At 62.9% G+C, this 15,373-nt stretch carries 13 protein-coding genes; 7 read left to right on the plus strand and 6 right to left on the minus strand.

The window, feature by feature from the left end; genetic code table 11:
- Positions 1 to 2: 2 nt before the first annotated feature.
- Together D6Z24_RS09500 and D6Z24_RS09505 are read left to right on the plus strand one after the other, a co-directional pair.
- A complete protein-coding gene (locus tag D6Z24_RS09500) occupies positions 3 to 242 on the plus strand; it encodes a DUF4911 domain-containing protein (protein ID WP_129126343.1) in 240 nt (79 codons plus the stop codon).
- The gene (locus tag D6Z24_RS09505) at positions 227 to 1,609 is read left to right on the plus strand and encodes a TldD/PmbA family protein (protein ID WP_129126344.1); all 1,383 of its coding nucleotides are present in this window, start codon (positions 227 to 229) and stop codon (positions 1,607 to 1,609) included. Before D6Z24_RS09500 ends, D6Z24_RS09505 begins: the two co-directional genes overlap by 16 nt.
- Positions 1,610 to 1,642: 33 nt before the next feature.
- Here D6Z24_RS09505 and D6Z24_RS09510 read toward each other — a convergent pair whose 3' ends face one another.
- Entirely contained in the window at positions 1,643 to 3,127 is a 1,485-nt protein-coding gene (locus D6Z24_RS09510) for a C13 family peptidase (protein ID WP_246014621.1), read from the minus strand.
- A gap of 192 nt (positions 3,128 to 3,319) precedes the next feature.
- On the opposite strand from D6Z24_RS09510, the gene D6Z24_RS09515 reads away from it, so the two are divergent.
- Entirely contained in the window at positions 3,320 to 4,672 is a 1,353-nt protein-coding gene (locus D6Z24_RS09515; protein ID WP_129126346.1) for a class II 3-deoxy-7-phosphoheptulonate synthase, read from the plus strand.
- Between the two features lie 39 nt (positions 4,673 to 4,711).
- Here D6Z24_RS09515 and D6Z24_RS09520 read toward each other — a convergent pair whose 3' ends face one another.
- Entirely contained in the window at positions 4,712 to 6,691 is a 1,980-nt protein-coding gene (locus tag D6Z24_RS09520) for a tetratricopeptide repeat protein (RefSeq protein WP_129126347.1), read from the minus strand.
- 267 nt (positions 6,692 to 6,958) lie between these two features.
- Here D6Z24_RS09520 and D6Z24_RS09525 point away from each other — a divergent pair, with 267 nt between their 5' ends.
- From D6Z24_RS09525 to D6Z24_RS09545, 4 genes are all read left to right on the plus strand, one after another.
- Positions 6,959 to 8,431, plus strand: a complete 1,473-nt coding sequence (locus D6Z24_RS09525; RefSeq protein ID WP_129126348.1) for a leucyl aminopeptidase — start codon at positions 6,959 to 6,961, stop codon at positions 8,429 to 8,431.
- Positions 8,432 to 8,695: 264 nt separating this feature from the next.
- A complete protein-coding gene (locus tag D6Z24_RS09535; RefSeq protein WP_129126349.1) occupies positions 8,696 to 9,436 on the plus strand; it encodes an endonuclease/exonuclease/phosphatase family protein in 741 nt (246 codons plus the stop codon).
- Positions 9,433 to 10,965, plus strand: a complete 1,533-nt coding sequence (locus D6Z24_RS09540) for a phospholipase D-like domain-containing protein (protein ID WP_129126350.1) — start codon at positions 9,433 to 9,435, stop codon at positions 10,963 to 10,965. Before D6Z24_RS09535 ends, D6Z24_RS09540 begins: the two co-directional genes overlap by 4 nt.
- A gap of 24 nt (positions 10,966 to 10,989) precedes the next feature.
- Complete coding sequence (locus tag D6Z24_RS09545) at positions 10,990 to 11,199, plus strand: hypothetical protein (RefSeq protein WP_129126351.1); 210 nt, start codon at positions 10,990 to 10,992, stop codon at positions 11,197 to 11,199.
- 66 nt (positions 11,200 to 11,265) lie between these two features.
- Here D6Z24_RS09545 and D6Z24_RS09550 read toward each other — a convergent pair whose 3' ends face one another.
- From D6Z24_RS09550 to D6Z24_RS09565, 4 genes are all read right to left on the minus strand, one after another.
- Positions 11,266 to 12,540: a M16 family metallopeptidase gene (locus D6Z24_RS09550; protein WP_129126352.1), complete on the minus strand. Its 1,275-nt coding sequence runs from the start codon at positions 12,538 to 12,540 to the stop codon at positions 11,266 to 11,268.
- A 144-nt stretch (positions 12,541 to 12,684) separates the two neighbouring features.
- The gene (locus D6Z24_RS09555; protein ID WP_129126353.1) at positions 12,685 to 13,161 is read right to left on the minus strand and encodes a cytochrome P460 family protein; all 477 of its coding nucleotides are present in this window, start codon (positions 13,159 to 13,161) and stop codon (positions 12,685 to 12,687) included.
- Positions 13,162 to 13,279: 118 nt separating this feature from the next.
- The gene (locus tag D6Z24_RS09560; RefSeq protein WP_129126354.1) at positions 13,280 to 14,161 is read right to left on the minus strand and encodes a carotenoid biosynthesis protein; all 882 of its coding nucleotides are present in this window, start codon (positions 14,159 to 14,161) and stop codon (positions 13,280 to 13,282) included.
- 138 nt (positions 14,162 to 14,299) lie between these two features.
- The gene (locus D6Z24_RS09565; protein WP_129126355.1) at positions 14,300 to 15,370 is read right to left on the minus strand and encodes an MlaD family protein; all 1,071 of its coding nucleotides are present in this window, start codon (positions 15,368 to 15,370) and stop codon (positions 14,300 to 14,302) included.
- Positions 15,371 to 15,373 lie beyond the last annotated feature (3 nt).

A 15,373-nucleotide genomic window follows, 5' to 3' on the forward strand; every position in this document is an offset into this window, starting at 1 on the left:
AGATGGAAACCGCAAGCCGTTACTACCAGTTGGCCAACCGCGACATCGTCTACATGAAGTACATCCTGGAGGCGCACGAAGGGCTCACCACCATGAGCACCGTCGACGGCAAGCGCGGCATCGTCAGGGTCAACTACCCGGTATGTTTCGCCGAAACGGTGGACGAGATGATGCGGGCCTTGGCCGGGGAGATCACGGTGACCGAGGTGACCGAGGAGGGAGAGCCATGCTCGAAGGGATAGACTGCGCGGCGCTTTTAAAACGTGCCCTCGCCGCCGGGGGCGAGTTCGCCGACATCTACTACGAGGACGGCACCTACACGAATATAGCCTGCGAGGACGGCAAGGTGGAGCGCGTGCTGGCCGCGTCGGACCGCGGCGTCGGCATCAGGGTCATCTCCGGCTTCTCCACCGCCTACGCCTACACGAACCAACTCGACTACCGCTCGCTTCTGCAACTGGCCGATACGGTGAGCCACGGCGTCCGCTCCGGGCTCCCCGCCCCCGATTTCAACCTCTGCGCCCCGCGCCGCGCGCCGGGACAGGCCGTTTCGCTGCCGCCGGACCAGATCGAACTCGCACGCAAGGTCGAGTTGGTGAACCGGGCCGACGCCGCCGCGCGCGGCTTCGATACGCGCGTCCGCCAGGTGCTGGCGGTGTACCGCGACTCCCGAGTGAGGACCCAGTCGGTGAACTCCCTCGGCGAATTCCACGAGGACGACACCTGCGCCTCGGTCTTCATGGTGCAGGTGGTGGCCCAGGACGGTAAAGAGACCCAGACCGGATACGAGCCGGTGGGTGGCAGCCGCGGCTTCGAGCTCTTCGACGCCGTCTCCCCCGAGGAGCTCGCGCTCACGGCGGCAGGACGCAGCGTGATGATGCTCGGCGCGCAGAAGTCCCCGGCCGGACGGCTCCCGGTGGTGCTTTCGAGCGAGGCAGGCGGGACCATGGTGCACGAGGCGATCGGGCACGGCCTCGAGGCGGACCTGGTGCAGGCCGGCACCTCGGTCTACCGCGGTCGCGTCGGGCAAAAGGTGGCTTCCGAGCTCATCACGGTGGTCGACGATGCCACCATCCCCTACGCGCGCGGCACCTTCGGCTTCGACGGCGAAGGGACGCCGGGACAGCGCACCGTCCTGGTGGAAAACGGGGTGCTCAAGGGTTATCTATACGACCGGCTCTCGGCGATGAAGGAGGGATGCGCCTCCACCGGCAACGGGCGGCGCGAGTCGTACCGCAGCCGCCCCATCGTGCGCATGACCAACACCCTCATCGCGCCGGGCAAGAGCGATCCTGCCGACATCGTGAAAAGCGTATCCAAAGGGCTCTTCGTCAAACGGATGGGGGGCGGTCAGGTGAACACGGTGAACGGCGATTTCGTCTTCGAGGTGTCCGAGGGTTACCTGGTGGAAAACGGGGTGATCGGGGAACCGGTGCGCGGGGCGACCCTTGCGGGTAACGGCCCGGAGGTACTGGGGCAGATCAGCATGGTGGGCAACGACCTCGGTTTCGGCATCGGCACCTGCGGCAAGGACGGCCAGGGGGTACCGGTCGCCGACGCCCAGCCCACCCTCCTCATCCCGGCCATCACCGTCGGCGGCGCGCGCTAGCGCCTCCGGCGCGGCCGGACCGCAGGCCTTTCTCTACCTCGAGCCGCGCCCTCCGTGCTCGAGTTCCTTTTGCAGCCTTTCCAGAACCGGCAGGACCCTGTCGCCGATCCATACCTGCGGGTTCGACGGGGTCTCCCCCCTATCCTCTTCCCACTTACCGATGGTCTCCCTGCTTTTCTCGAAGGCCTTGGTGAAGCTGAAGGTTTCCTTCAGCGCCTCGCCCACGAAGGCCTGTCCGAACCAGGTGAAGTTCTCCCCGAAGCCGCAACCAAACGACTCGTGCGTCGCGTCCGACGCGGTGATGACGAGGCTTTCCGCGTCGTTGAGCGGTTCGACGAAGCCCCCGGAGAAGCAGGCGGAAACGACGACCACCTTGTAACGGATGCCGGATTTCACGAGCAGCCGCTTGAGAAGTTCCGGGGTGACCTGCTTCAGCTCGAGGGGGGGATTGCTGACGGCCAGCTCGTGGTCCCGCGAGCCGTGCGAACTAAGGTAGAGGAAGAGGACGTCCTCGTCGCGGTTCATCACCTCGCCCACCCGTTTAAGGGCACGCTCGAGGTTGCCGACTGTGGCGAAGGGAAGCGCGGTAGCGCTCTGCGGGTTGTTCACCAGGAGCACCGAACGCCCGGCCGTGCCGAAGCGGCCGTCGAAGGTCTGCCGGGCCACGGTAAGCTCTTTGAGGAAAACGTCCTGCGAGGCGTCGCCGGCAAACCCAACGAAGTAAAGGTCCGGGACGCCGGGGCGGCCGTGCCGTAGGCGTGAGAGCTCCCCCTCGAGGAGCCGCGGCTGGGCGCTCAGCACCTCGTCGTCGATGGTGAGCGCGCCGCTCTCGTTGCCGCCCTCGCCGCTCGCCCAGAGGTCGCCGCGCTGGAAAAACCACAAAGGGGTCGCCACCAGGGCGAGAAACAACAAAGCGATCCCGAGGCGGCGCGAAAATCGGCGCGCTTGAAGGCGCCAGAGAAAAACGAGCGCCGCCGCGACCCACCACCCGAAGAAGCGGTAGTAATGCGGCGCGGAGAGGTAATCGGAAAGGGATTCGAAGCGCCGCCACTGCGCGAGCCACTCGAGTACGCCGTGACAGAGTTCAACCGGGATGCTGAAGGCGACGAGCGCCGCCGCTAGTGGGACGACCCCGGACCTGGGCGCGAGAAGCCGCTGTGCCGCGACCCCGAAAAAAAGAAAGAGCGGCAGGTAAAAGAGGAAGTAAGGCAGCGAGTTCCAGTAGAAGCTGCCGCCGCGCCCGACCAGCAGGAAGGAGATCAGCAGGTTGAAGGCGAGGTCGGCCAATACCAGCATGGCCAGGTTGGCGGGCAGGGAGGTGAGTGCCTCAAACCCGCTGCGCAGAAAGAGCGCGCCGCGCACTCCGTCCAGGAGGTCGCGGCCCAACTGCGCGAAAAGCGCACGACGCGGCGGGAAGCCGGTTTCCTCCACCCCGCCGGCGGTCGCCGCGGCGTCGTCGGCCGGGGCGTCGGAACGGTCCGTTTCCGTTGCCGGCGCTTTTTCGGGCGCCTTATGCATGTCAGGTTCATTGGGCATGGTCGAGCATCATATCATGAAGACACGGGTTTGGAAGAGTGTTTAACGTGGCTTTACTTGATTTTATTAACTTTTTTGTTTTTCAATCGCTTCAATCCTGATACCATTGCCCTCGGCCTGTACGCCCTGCCGCGCCGGCCAACCACTTTCCGATGCTTTAGCGAGGTTTCCACCATGACGATCAACAAATGGTCCAAGTCGAGCTGGCGTTCCTTTCCCGCCAAGCAGCAGCCGGTATGGCCGGGAGAAGCGGCGCTGGACGACACGCTGAAGACGCTGTCCCAGCTCCCGCCGCTGGTTTTCGCCGGGGAGTGCCAGACCCTCCGGGCAGGGCTCGCCGAAGCGGTCGATGGCAAGGCGTTCGTGCTGCAGTGCGGCGACTGCGCCGAGGACTTCTCGCGCTGCACCGGGCCGGACATAAGGGAACTTCTGAAGGTCATCCTGCAGATGGCCGTCGTCGTCGCCTACGCGGGGGAGAAGCGTGTCCTCAAGATCGGGAGGATGGCGGGACAGTACGCGAAGCCCCGCTCCTCCGATACGGAACTCGTGAACGGGGTGGAGCTCCCAAGCTACCGCGGCGACATGGTGAACAGTCCGGACGCAACGCTCGAGGCGAGAACACCCGATCCCCGTCGCATGCTGGAAGGTTATTACCGCGCCGCGGCGACCCTCAACCTGGTCCGTTCCTTCACCCTTGGGGGCTACGCCGCCCTGGACCGCGTGCAGGCGTGGCACCGCGCCTCGCTCGACGCCCTTCCCGCGGGTCAGAAGTACGAGGACCTGGTGCGGCAGATCTGGAAGACCATCAACTTCATGACCGCGATCGGGCTCGACCCGCAGCACACCCCGCAGTTGAACCAGGTCACCCTGTACACCTCGCACGAGGCGCTCCTGCTCGATTACGAGGAGGCGCTCACGCGAATGGATTCCACCACCGGCGGCTGGTACGACTGCAGCGGGCACATGCTCTGGATCGGCGACCGCACCCGGCAGCTCGAAGGGGCGCACGTCGAGTTCCTGCGCGGCGTGAAAAACCCGCTCGGCATGAAGATCGGCCCGAACTACGACATCGACAACATCAAGGCGATCGTGGAGCGGCTGAACCCGGAGAACGAGGCGGGGCGCCTCACCCTGATCACCCGTTTCGGGGCGGACAAGGTTTCCGGTTACCTCCCGAAGCTTTTGCGCGAGATGCAGCGCGAGGGGTACCAGGTGGTCTGGAGCTGCGACCCGATGCACGGCAACACCTACCAGAACGAGTTCGGCCAGAAGTCGAGGAAGTTCGAGGACATCCTGAGGGAGATCAAGACCTTCTGGGAGATCCACAAGTCCGAGGGGACCGTGGCGGGGGGCGTGCACCTGGAGCTCACCGGCGACCACGTCACCGAGTGCACCGGCGGCAGCCGGCAGCTCCTCGACAAGCACCTGCACCAGAACTACCAGACCAACTGCGATCCGCGCCTGAACGCGGAGCAAAGCGTCGAGCTCGCCTTCGAACTCGCCGAGATGCTGCACCCCTGCAAGTAGCGCGATCCCGGGGAGGGGGTACGGAAACGTCCCCCTCTCCTAGCGCCCTCCCCCTCTTTTCTGCAACGCACGTGCGAGGTTTTCCTGCGCCACGGCGTCCTCCGGCTTAAGCCGCACCGCTTCCTGGAACTGCGCGATCGCCGCATCAAGGTCTCCCTTTGCCAGGTACGCCTCGCCCAGGTTGCTGTACGCCTTCGCGTAGCCCGGGTGCACCGAGATGGCGGTCTTGAACTCGGCCACCGCCTCGTCCACCTTTCCGTTTCGAAGCAGCGCAAACCCCAGGTTGTTGCGCGCCTCGGCGAAGTTCGGTTTGCGTTTCAAAACGACCTGGTAGTAATCGATGGCGCGGCTGTCGTCCCCTTTCAGCAGACAGTCGACGGCCAGGTTGTTGTAGGCGGCGTCCAGCTCAGGCTGCAGGGCTACGGCCGCCTCGTAGCAGCTGACCGCGGCGTCGATGTTGCCGGTCTCGTCGAGAAGCCTCCCCAGGTTGTACAGTGCGACCGGGTTGCGCGGGTTTATCTGCAGCGCCTTTTTGAGGTACTCCATCGCCTCGGGAACGCGCCCCTCCTTGGAAAGGGCGACGCCGTAGTGGTTGTTCGCCCTGGACTTCTCCGGCGACTTGGCGATCACGTCCCCCCAGAGGCTCAGCTGGCTCTCCCACACCGTGTTTCGCTGCCAGGTGACCACGGCAAACACCGCTACAAGGAGCGCAGCTCCCCATACGACGGCGCGCGTCGGGAGGTTGCGGCACCCGAGCAGGATGGCGGCGACCAGGGCGGTGAAGGCGCCGGCAGCTGGAAGGTAGACGCGGTGCTCGAAAATGACATCGGAGATGGGGATCACGCTCGATTCAACGGCAAGGGTCAGGAAAAACCAGAGGATCCCGAAGGCGATCATCCGCCCGAGTTCCCCCTTAACCTGCCGGTCTTCGTCCGACGGATCTCCTTTTCCGAAGCCGGAAACCGAGGAGGAGCGCAGCTGCGCCACGGCGACCGCGAAGAGACCTAGCAACAGTAGGAATGAAAAGAACACCTGGGGCGCGAACAGCGAGTGGTACACCGGGTAGTCGTAATCGAGGTTCTGGTTGACCGGAAGGACCAGCAGACGCAGGTAGGTAGCGATGACGCTGAACTGGGTGATCAGGTAATCGGCGCGCGAGATGTTGACCGTCTCTCGACTCAATTCGTTCACGTCCGAGAGGAGTTCACCGAGAGGCTTTCCTGCGTTGACAACAACGATAGCCGCGGCGAGAACGAAAAGCGCCGCCCCGGCGACGAGAAGGAGGTTGCGTTTCCGGCTCGGCTCGAAGAAACAGAAGTCGTAGAGCAGCAGCGCCAGCGGCAGCGTCGCCGCCACCTCCTTGGTCTGTACCGCGAGGAGGGCGAACAGTAGCGCGGCCGCGAAGTACATGAACGGAACCAGCGGCTTTCTTTGCCCGTTCTCTCCCGCGCCGCAAGGCGCAAGGAGCACCCTTCCCCGGGCGTAGCAGAACAGGGTCAGGAGGTAGAAAAGGGTGACCAGCGAGGCGAGCCGCTGCACGATGTAAGTCACCGCCTGCGTCTGCACCGGGTGGACCACGAAAAGAAGCGCGGCAAAGATCGGCAGAAGTTCGAGGCTCCGGTGCGTTTTTCCGGTTCCGAAGAAGGGGGTCCGCAGGGTCACCCGCAGCAGGAAGTAGAGCACCCACGCGGTAAGGACGTGGATGAGGATGTTGAAGAGGTGGTAGCCGAAGGGATCAAGGGCGCCCCACCGGTAATTGAGGGCAAAGGTGAAGTACCCGACGACGCGGCGGGGATTGAACGCCCTCCCCTCGCCCCCAAGGAAACGGGAGAGGTCCCTGATGGTCTCGTTATCGATGATGGAGGGGATGTCGTCGAGGACGAACGGGGAATGCAGGGTATTGCCGTAGGCGGCGACGCCCAGGAGCATCATCAGCAACAGGTGCACCGGGATGCGGAATCGGTGGTAAAGGGTTTCAGGGGCGGGATCGGCCGCACCGGCAAGCTTCTGCCGCTTCATGTTCACCTCTACATATGCGCATTAAACATAAGTTGGCGGAGTCTAACCTTTTTCGTCTCAAGTTGCAAGAAAATGCGCGGGGAGAGGAGATCGGCGGGACACGCTAAGGCCGCGAGGAGCGCTCGTGAAGTTGTGGGGGGCTGTCGTCGGGACGGCCTGGGCACTCGCGGAAGTTTTTGGTGTACGCCCGGAGTTCAGACGCTATAATTCAGCACGAGGTGCCCATTAAAATTATCGCGCCCACTTTCCAAGAAATGAGGTCATCACATGAGAATTGAGGTATCCGTCGCCAACCCGTTGCAATACGAGACCCCGGCGCTTGTGGTCGGATGTTTTGAGGACGAGCAGGATCAGTTGTTCATCGAGCTTGATGCCGCGCTCGGGGGGCTGTTACAGCGCCTTGCGGAGAGCCGCGAGTTTTCCGGCAAGAGGGGAACGTCACGCCTCGTCCACACGCTGGGCAAGTTCCCCGCCGAACGGGTTTTGCTCGTAGGTTTGGGCAAAAAGAAGGAGCTTGGCGGGGAGCGCCTGCGCCAGGCCGCCGGGACCGCGGTTCAGGCGCTGCGGGCGACGCGTGTCGCCTCTTTCGCCAGTGCGCTGCATCGCGCCGGGGAGCTTCCCGACGGTGTCGAGGCGGCGGCCGTCGGCATGCTCTTGGGAAGCTACAGCTTCGATCTGTACAAGACCAAGGAGAAAGAGCAGCGCTTCAGTTTCGACACAGCGACCGTGCTGGTGGCGTCGGAAGCCGAGTTGGATGAGCAGCGGCAGGGAGCCGGCCGGGCCGAGATCCTCTGCGAGGCGGTCGCGCTCGCGCGGGACCTGGTTTCCCACCCGGGGAACGTGGTGACCCCCGTCTACCTGGCCGACACCGCCCGCGAGTTGGCCGAGCGCAACGGGCTCGAATGCAGGATCTATGAGCTGGACGAACTCGAGCAGATGGGGATGAACGCCCTCATCGGGGTCGGCAAGGGTGCCGCGATCGCGCCGCGCCTGATCGTGCTGCAATACCACGGCGGCAAGGGGCGTCCCACGGTGCTGGTCGGCAAAGGGATCACCTTCGACTCCGGCGGGATTTCCATCAAGCCCGGCGCCGGGATGGAGGCGATGAAGACCGACATGGCCGGCAGCGCCGCGGTGCTCGGAACAATGGAAGCGGCCGCGCGGCTAAGGCTCCCCGTGAACCTGGTCGGCATCATCCCGACCGCCGAGAACATGCCAGACGGCAACGCCTTCAAGCCGGGCGACGTCCTCACCTCCCTCTCCGGCACCACCATCGAGATCACCAACACGGACGCCGAGGGACGCCTGATCCTCTGCGACGCGCTCCACTTCGCTCAACAGTTCAAGCCTGCCGCCATGGTGGACCTCGCCACGCTCACCGGTGCCTGCGTGGTCGCCCTGGGACATGAAGCGAGCGGACTCATGGGTAACGACCAGCGCCTCGTCGACGCCCTCAGGCGTGCCGGTGAGGAAAGCGGGGAAAGGGTATGGCAGCTTCCCCTTTGGGAGGAGTACGGCGAAGTGATGAAGAGCGACATCGCCGACCTGAAGAACTCCGGGAGCCGGGACGGCGGGAGCATAACGGCGGGGTGGTTCCTGAAGCAGTTCGTCGGGGATACCCGCTGGGCCCATCTGGACATAGCCGGCACCGCCTGGAACGACAAGCCCCGCCCCTACGCCCCCAAGGGAGCGACCGGAGTCGGGGTACGGCTCCTGATCGAGTTTCTGCAAGCGCGCTGAACAAAGGAATGGGGCGCCCTGACGGGCGCCCCCAGCCACCAGCCACCAGCCACCAGCCACCAACCACAAGCCCAGCCCAAGCGTTAGCGCCTTATCGCTGCTCTGTCCGACGCGTCAGACCAGTCAGACCAGTCAGACCAGTCAGACCAGTCAGACCAGTCAGACCGGTCCGACGCATCCCCGCTCCGTTGACATCCCCCTGCCCGCCGGGTAGCCTTTAAAAGTTTTTAACCATGGGGTCACAGAACCCAGCCAGGAGCCCCCATGTCGAAAACGATCTCGGTAATGACCTACAACGTCCACAGTTGCATCGGCACCGACGGAAAACTGTCGCCATTGCGCATCGCCGAGGTGATCGACCAGTGCAACGCGGACATCGTCGCCCTGCAGGAACTCGACGCGGGGCTGCAGCGCACCCGGATGATCGACCAGGCCCACCTCATCGCCATGACCCTGGAGATGTCCTTTCACTTCCACTCATCGATCCACCTGCAGGAAGGGGGGTACGGCAACGCCATCCTCAGCCGCGGCAGCGTCCGACTGGTCAAGGCGGCCCCCGTCCCCACCGACCCGCTGCACCCCTCCTTCGAACGCCGCGGCGCGATCTGGGCACAAGTCGAGTTGGGGGGCGACAGCGTGCAGGTCCTGGCCACCCATTTCGGGCTGAACCGGGGCGAACGGGTCCGGCAGGCCCGCAGCATCACCGGCCACGAATGGCTCGACCACCCCGAGTGCCGTCACCCCGCCATCCTCTGCGGCGATTTCAACGCCATGGCCGGCTCCCACGTTTACCGCCTGCTGACCCAACACATGCACGACGTCCAGCGCGGCGTCAAAGGGCGCTTCCCCAGAGGAACCTGGCCGTCCCAACTCCCCTTCATGCGCATCGACCACATGTTCGTCTCGCGCGACCTGAAGGTACGCAACGTCTCGGTTCCGAAAACCCCTCTCAGCAGGGTCGCCTCCGACCATCTGCCGCTCGTGGTCACACTGGAGCTGCCATGAACATCTTGAAGCCCGGCCTGAACTGCATGGGTATCTACGACGCGGACGAGACGGGGGTCCTAGTCGACGCCGAGGACTATTACCGCGCCTTCTACCATACGGCCCTTGCCGCCCGCAGCTTTCTGCTCATGGCGGGGTGGCAGTTCGACTCGGAGGTGCGCCTGCTTCGCGGAGCGGATGAACATGACGCGCTCGGTGGAGGAAGGTTCCTGCGCTTTCTAGATCGTCTGTGCGAAGAAAACCCCGACCTGCAGGTCTACATCCTCGCCTGGGACTTCAGTGCCGTCTTCTCGCTAGAACGGGAATGGTTTCAGGGCATCATCTTCAACTGGACCACCAACAAGAGGATCCACTTCCGTTTCGACAGCAGCCATGCGCCCGGGGCCACGCACCACCAGAAGTTCGTCATCGCCGACGGGGCCCTCGCCTACCTTGGGGGGATGGACATCTGCTCCTCGCGCTGGGACGACCGGTACCACATGAAGGAAAACCCGGAGCGCGTCGATGTCGACGGCCACCGCTACGGTTCCTACCACGACATCCAGACCTACCATACCGGACCGGTAGTGCAGGTGCTCCTCGACCTGTTCCGGCAGCGCTGGCGCGACGCCGGTGGCGGTGAGTTGAAGCTGCCCGAGGCGGTAACTCTCGTCCCGACCGTACCATCCGGGGCCTTCAAAATGCCGACGACCAAGGTGGCCATAAGCCGGACGGTGGCCCCCACCCCGCTCACCACGCCCCCGGAGATCCAGGAGATCCGCCGTCTCTTCATGGACGCCATCATGTCGGCGCAAAGCCTCATCTACCTGGAAAACCAGTATTTCAGTTCGCAGGCCATCTTCTGGTCGCTCGTCGCACGCATGAGCATGCCGAAGCGCCCACGTCTGCAGATCATCCTGATGCTCCCGGACCGCCTCCCGCTCACCGAGGAGCTATTCCTAGGCCTTCCCCAGATACGCATGATCCGGTCCCTGCAGCGAGTGGCGGAAAAGACAGGCCACACGCTCAGCGTCTACTCTTCCGCCCAGGCGGATCACGACGTCAGGCAGATGACCTTCATCCACAGCAAGCTCCTCCTGATCGACGACCGCTTCCTCACCATCGGCTCCGCGAATGCCACCAATCGCAGCATGGGGCTCGATACCGAGTTGAACGTCGCATGGGAGGCCTCGCTCGCTCCACGCGACGAAGAACTGAGCAGCGCCATCCGCGCCCTGCGCTCATCGCTGCTGGCCGAGCATGCCGGCCTCTTCGGCTGCGGTAAGGAGAAGAAATTCGAAGACATGGAACACCTGAGCGCGCATCTCGAATCCCTTGCCGACGACGACCAGGCGAGACTTTGCCGGTACCAGCCGGATCCGACCTTCGAAAACAGCGAGCTCCCCGAGGCGCTGGAACCGATCGCCCGCGTGGTCGATCCGGAGCAACCGGTCGACAACGAGTTCATCTTCGAGAGCTTCACAAAATCGGAGCTTGGTTCCTTCGCAAGGGGTATATTTAAGCTAAGCCAGATGATCATCCGGCTTTGAAAAACGGAAAAGGAGGACACCAACATGGCAGAAAAAACGACTAAGACAGGTGTCGAGATCGACGATCACGCGTGCGATGTCAGGGTCTGGAGTCCGTCCTGTCAACGCAACGTCTACTCAAATGACAGCGAGAAATATCTCTGCGCCTCGTGCGGTACGATCCCCGGTCTCAAACACGAGATGCATCACGAACACTTCCCTCACCTAAGCGGCGATACCGACGATATGAGCTGAGGGCAAAAAAAGACAGGGGCGAAAATATCGCCCCTGCCGTCTGTCCCACTATCTGCACCTTCCTTCTCAACGCGGCAAGCCCGGTCCCTCTCCCGGCCCCACCGATTCCACCCGCGGCACCACCCCTTGGAAAAGAAGCCCTGCCACCTCCTGCACCTCTTCCGCAGTCACCGCCGATATGGCCTCCAAAGAGAGTTCGATAGGTTCCGGCGCCCCCAGAAGCGAGGTCGTGTTGGAGATCTTGCGCACCTGGGTCTCGCAGTCGTCAAGCGCCATGAGCCGCGCGCAGCGGATCTGCTCCTTGGCGGCCGCCAGCATTTCCTCGCTCACCTTTTCCTCGCAAAAACGCATCACCTCGCCATGGCAGACGTCCACCGCCTCCTGGGCCCGCTCCGGACCGGTCCCCGCGTAGATCATGAGCCCCGCCGAGTCGGTGTACGACGACATCATGGAATAAACGGTGTAGGCAAGCCCCCTGCGTTCGCGCACCTCGCGGAAAAGGCGCGAGTTCATGCCGGAGCCCAGGATCTGGTTCAGGACGGAAAGCTTGTGACGATGCTCGTTACCCGCCGGAGGAAGCGGGTACCCCATGTAGAAATGGGTCTGCTCCATGGTGCGCTGGTAGTGCACGTTCTCACCGACGGCCACACGGTACCCTTCCGAAGGCTTCTTAACTTTCGGGGTGCCGGTGGGGAGCTCCGCCAGAAGGCGCGCCGCCTGCTCCACGACCTCATCGTGCTCGACGTTTCCTGCGACGGAAACGATGGTCGCGTTGCTCAGGTAGTTCCCGAGTTTGTGCTCCATCAGGCGCTCGCGCGAAATGTTCCCGATGGTCTCCGCGGTCCCAAGGATCGGCGTCCCGAGCGGGTGTCCCTGCCAGAAGCCCTGGTGGAACTGGTTGTAGATGAAGCGGCCCGGGTTGTCCTGGTTCATCAGGATTTCCTGCAGCACGACGCCGCGTTCCTTTTCCACCTCGTTATCGGGGAGCCAGGAGTTGACGAACATGTCGGCCAGGATGTCGAAGGTCGCCGGGATGATTGAGGCGAGGGAAACCGCGTAGTAGAAGACCTCCTCCTGGCTCGTGTAGGCGTTGGCGCGGGCACCGATGCTGTTGAACTCGTCGGTGATGCGGTCAGCGTCGCGGCTAGGGGTCCCTTTGAAGAGCAGGTGCTCTATGAAGTGCGATGCGCCTCCGGTCTCCGGTGCTTCATTTCTGGTGCTGGAGTCGATCCGGATGCCGACGGCGGCGCTTTGCATACCCTGTATCTGCTGTGTAACCACGCGTATGCCGTTGGGAAGCGTGGTGAGTTGAAGCTTCGGGGCGGTGGACAAGGTGAACATAAAGGCTCCTTAAGCTTGCGGAATGTCTGGTTTTCACTGGCAGCAATTATAACACGCAGGATCTGGGGAAAACAGGTGGGTAAAAAAAAGGCGCCAGCCGATGAAGCGGCAGGCGCCGGTGCTGCGTTAAAACCTTCAGACGTCCTACTTGAACTCGGCGTAGCGCGAGAGGACGAATGCCCGATCCTTTGCGTCCTTCTCGTGGCAGCCGAAGCAGTCGCGCTTGCCGTCGAGCCCGGAAGGCTTGCCGTCGGGGGTGAAACCTACGAAACGCCAGCCGCCGGTCTCCTTGGCCTTCTTGTCACGCTGCATCATGACGATCATGGTCTTCTTCCCCGCCACCTGCTTGCCGCCTTCCTCCTTTATGGAGTAGTTGACGGCGACGAAACGGCTGCCGTCGGGGTAGTTGGCTGCTCCCGACTTGTAGGCAGGCATCGCCTTTTTGTTCACGTAGATGTAATGGATGCCGTAGAACATGGACTTCTTGTCGGTGATCACCCTCGCCTTGCTTTTCTCCCAGTTCTCGTAGTTCCTGGGAAGGCTCCCCTGTTCAGCGGCAAAGGCGGCGCCCGTTACGCCCACTAGGGCGGCAAGTGCGAGCAAAGAGATCGTTTTTTTCATTGTCGTGCCTCCGATTGATAAGAAAGTTGGTCCGTTTTCGGACATCGAGGTCCGAGCGCCGGCGCCTAAAGGGATACCACGAGGTGGCGACGCTATCAAAGGTTCTATTAAATTAAGTTCACGGGAAGACGGTCCGGCTGGAGGTGCCCGAGGCGGCCGGCGACCAGGGATAATCCGCGAGGTGGTCGGCAAGCTCGTCCTTGTGGTAGCGATCGACCTTCCGGACCAGGAGCACCAGGGTCATCACGACAGGCAGGGTGAAGATGAAGATCCCGGTCAGCCCCATCAGGTTTTCACCGATATAGAAGGTGACCCCCAGGTTGAAGACGATCACGCAAAGGTAGAGAAACGGCCCGTAAAGCGAGCGAAACGGAGCGGCGGCAACGCCTGCCGGACGCAGCTTCGCACTCCCCACACGGTCGATCCTCTGCAGGACGAAGATGAGGGCGGCACTCACGAGCAACCACCCCCAGTAATTGGACATCGGGATGCCGAAATGGGTCCCAACCTCGCGATACCCGTAGATCCTCCCCAGAAACCAGCGGCTCCCCTGCAGCGCCACCGGGTCGGTGATGATGTCCAAAAAGACCTGGAAGAGCGACCCTAAAAGGAGCACCGGGAAGGAGCGGCGCAGGCGTGCCGTCTCGAGAAGCACGAGGTCGCCCTTTACGCGCTTCACCGGCCCGAGGACAAGAAGCGCCGTGGCGTAGCTGCAGTAGGTGAGGAAAACGTAGGAGAGCGAGTCGAAAAAGGGGACGCCCGCGATCCAGAGTTCGCGGTCGCGCGTCACGTCCACGTAGTAATACCAGCCGTAGGGAAAGCCCGTGTTGATCGAGGAATACTCGGAGGCGAAGGCGACCAGGTAGCCGCAGACGGTGAACCACGCCGTCTTCTTCCAGCCGAGGTGCAAAACGGCGGCAACGAGGTAGACGGCGAAGAAAGCGAAGACGTAGGGACGCATGGTGAAGGTCCCCACCGCGATGTCGAGGATGTGGGTCATACCGGCGGGTCTCCGATGTGGTAGCGATCTTGAGGATGCGATGCGGACAGCGAAAAAGCATCGCCCCCTCCCCCGCCTGCGGGTCGGAACCCGAATGGTGAGGGAGGGGGCCGTAGATGGAGCTGAAGCCTTACACCTTTAGAAAAGCGTCCCGACGATGGTGCCCAAGACGGAGATGGGGCCGGTGTCGCCGAGCCCTTCCATGGCACGTTCCGCCTTCTTGAGCGTTGCCGTGGTGTCGCGGTAGAGCTGGTCCTCGTTGACCAGCTTGCCGATGGTCCCCTGGCCGGAGTTGATCTTCTGGGCGATCTCCTTCACGTTTTTCGAGGCGTCACGCAGGTCGTTGTAGAGGGAGTCGTCGTTCACCAGCTTGCCCATGGTCCCCTCGCCCTTGTTGATCTTCGCGGTGATCTCCCGGACGTCCTTCATGCTCGCGTTAAGGTCCTGGGTGCCGCTTCTCAAGTCCTTGATGAGGGCGGAGGCATCGGTGTACACGGTTTCGTCGTTGACGAGCTTGCCCAGGGTCCCCTCGCCGCGCTCGATCTTGCCGGCGACCACCTTCAGGCTGGACACGGCGCTGCTCGCGTCGTCGAAGAGCTTGCGGTCGTTCAACAGCATGGCGAGCGAACCCTCGCCGCGATCCATCTTGCCGGTGATGCTGCTGATGTTGGCGATCGCCTCCTTCAGGTTGCCGCGGTTGTCGTCCAGGATGCCGTTGATCTTTTGCATCACCTCGTCCTGGTTCTTGTTCAGGTTCTTGACGAGGACCTTGGTGTCCTTGATGACGTCGGAGAGGTCGTCGACGATGATATCGATGTTGGCGACATCCTTACCCTTCACCGTCCCCCCCTCGGGAAGCAGCGGCGCGTTGGGGGAACCGAATGAAAGACCGAGGAACTGGCCGCCCAGGAGGTTGGTAAGCCTCAAACCGGCGACGGTGTCGGTCTTGATGCGGGTACCGGGTTTGACCTCGAAATCGATCTCGATCTTGTCGTTTAACACCACGATGTCCTTGATGCGGCCGACGTCGACACCCGACAGGCGGACCGGGTCCCCCACCTTGAGGCCCGTGATGCTGGTGAGGTAGGTCTTGTACTTGACGTTCTTCTGGAACGGGTTCCACTTCTCACCCACCTCCAGGAGCACGCCCAGAATGATGAGACCGAACACGAAGAACATGCCGACCTTTTTCTCGACTGACAGAGCCATATA

The organism is Geomonas oryzae (assembly GCF_004117875.1).
In the GTDB taxonomy this organism is placed as follows: Bacteria; Desulfobacterota; Desulfuromonadia; order Geobacterales; family Geobacteraceae; genus Geomonas; species Geomonas oryzae.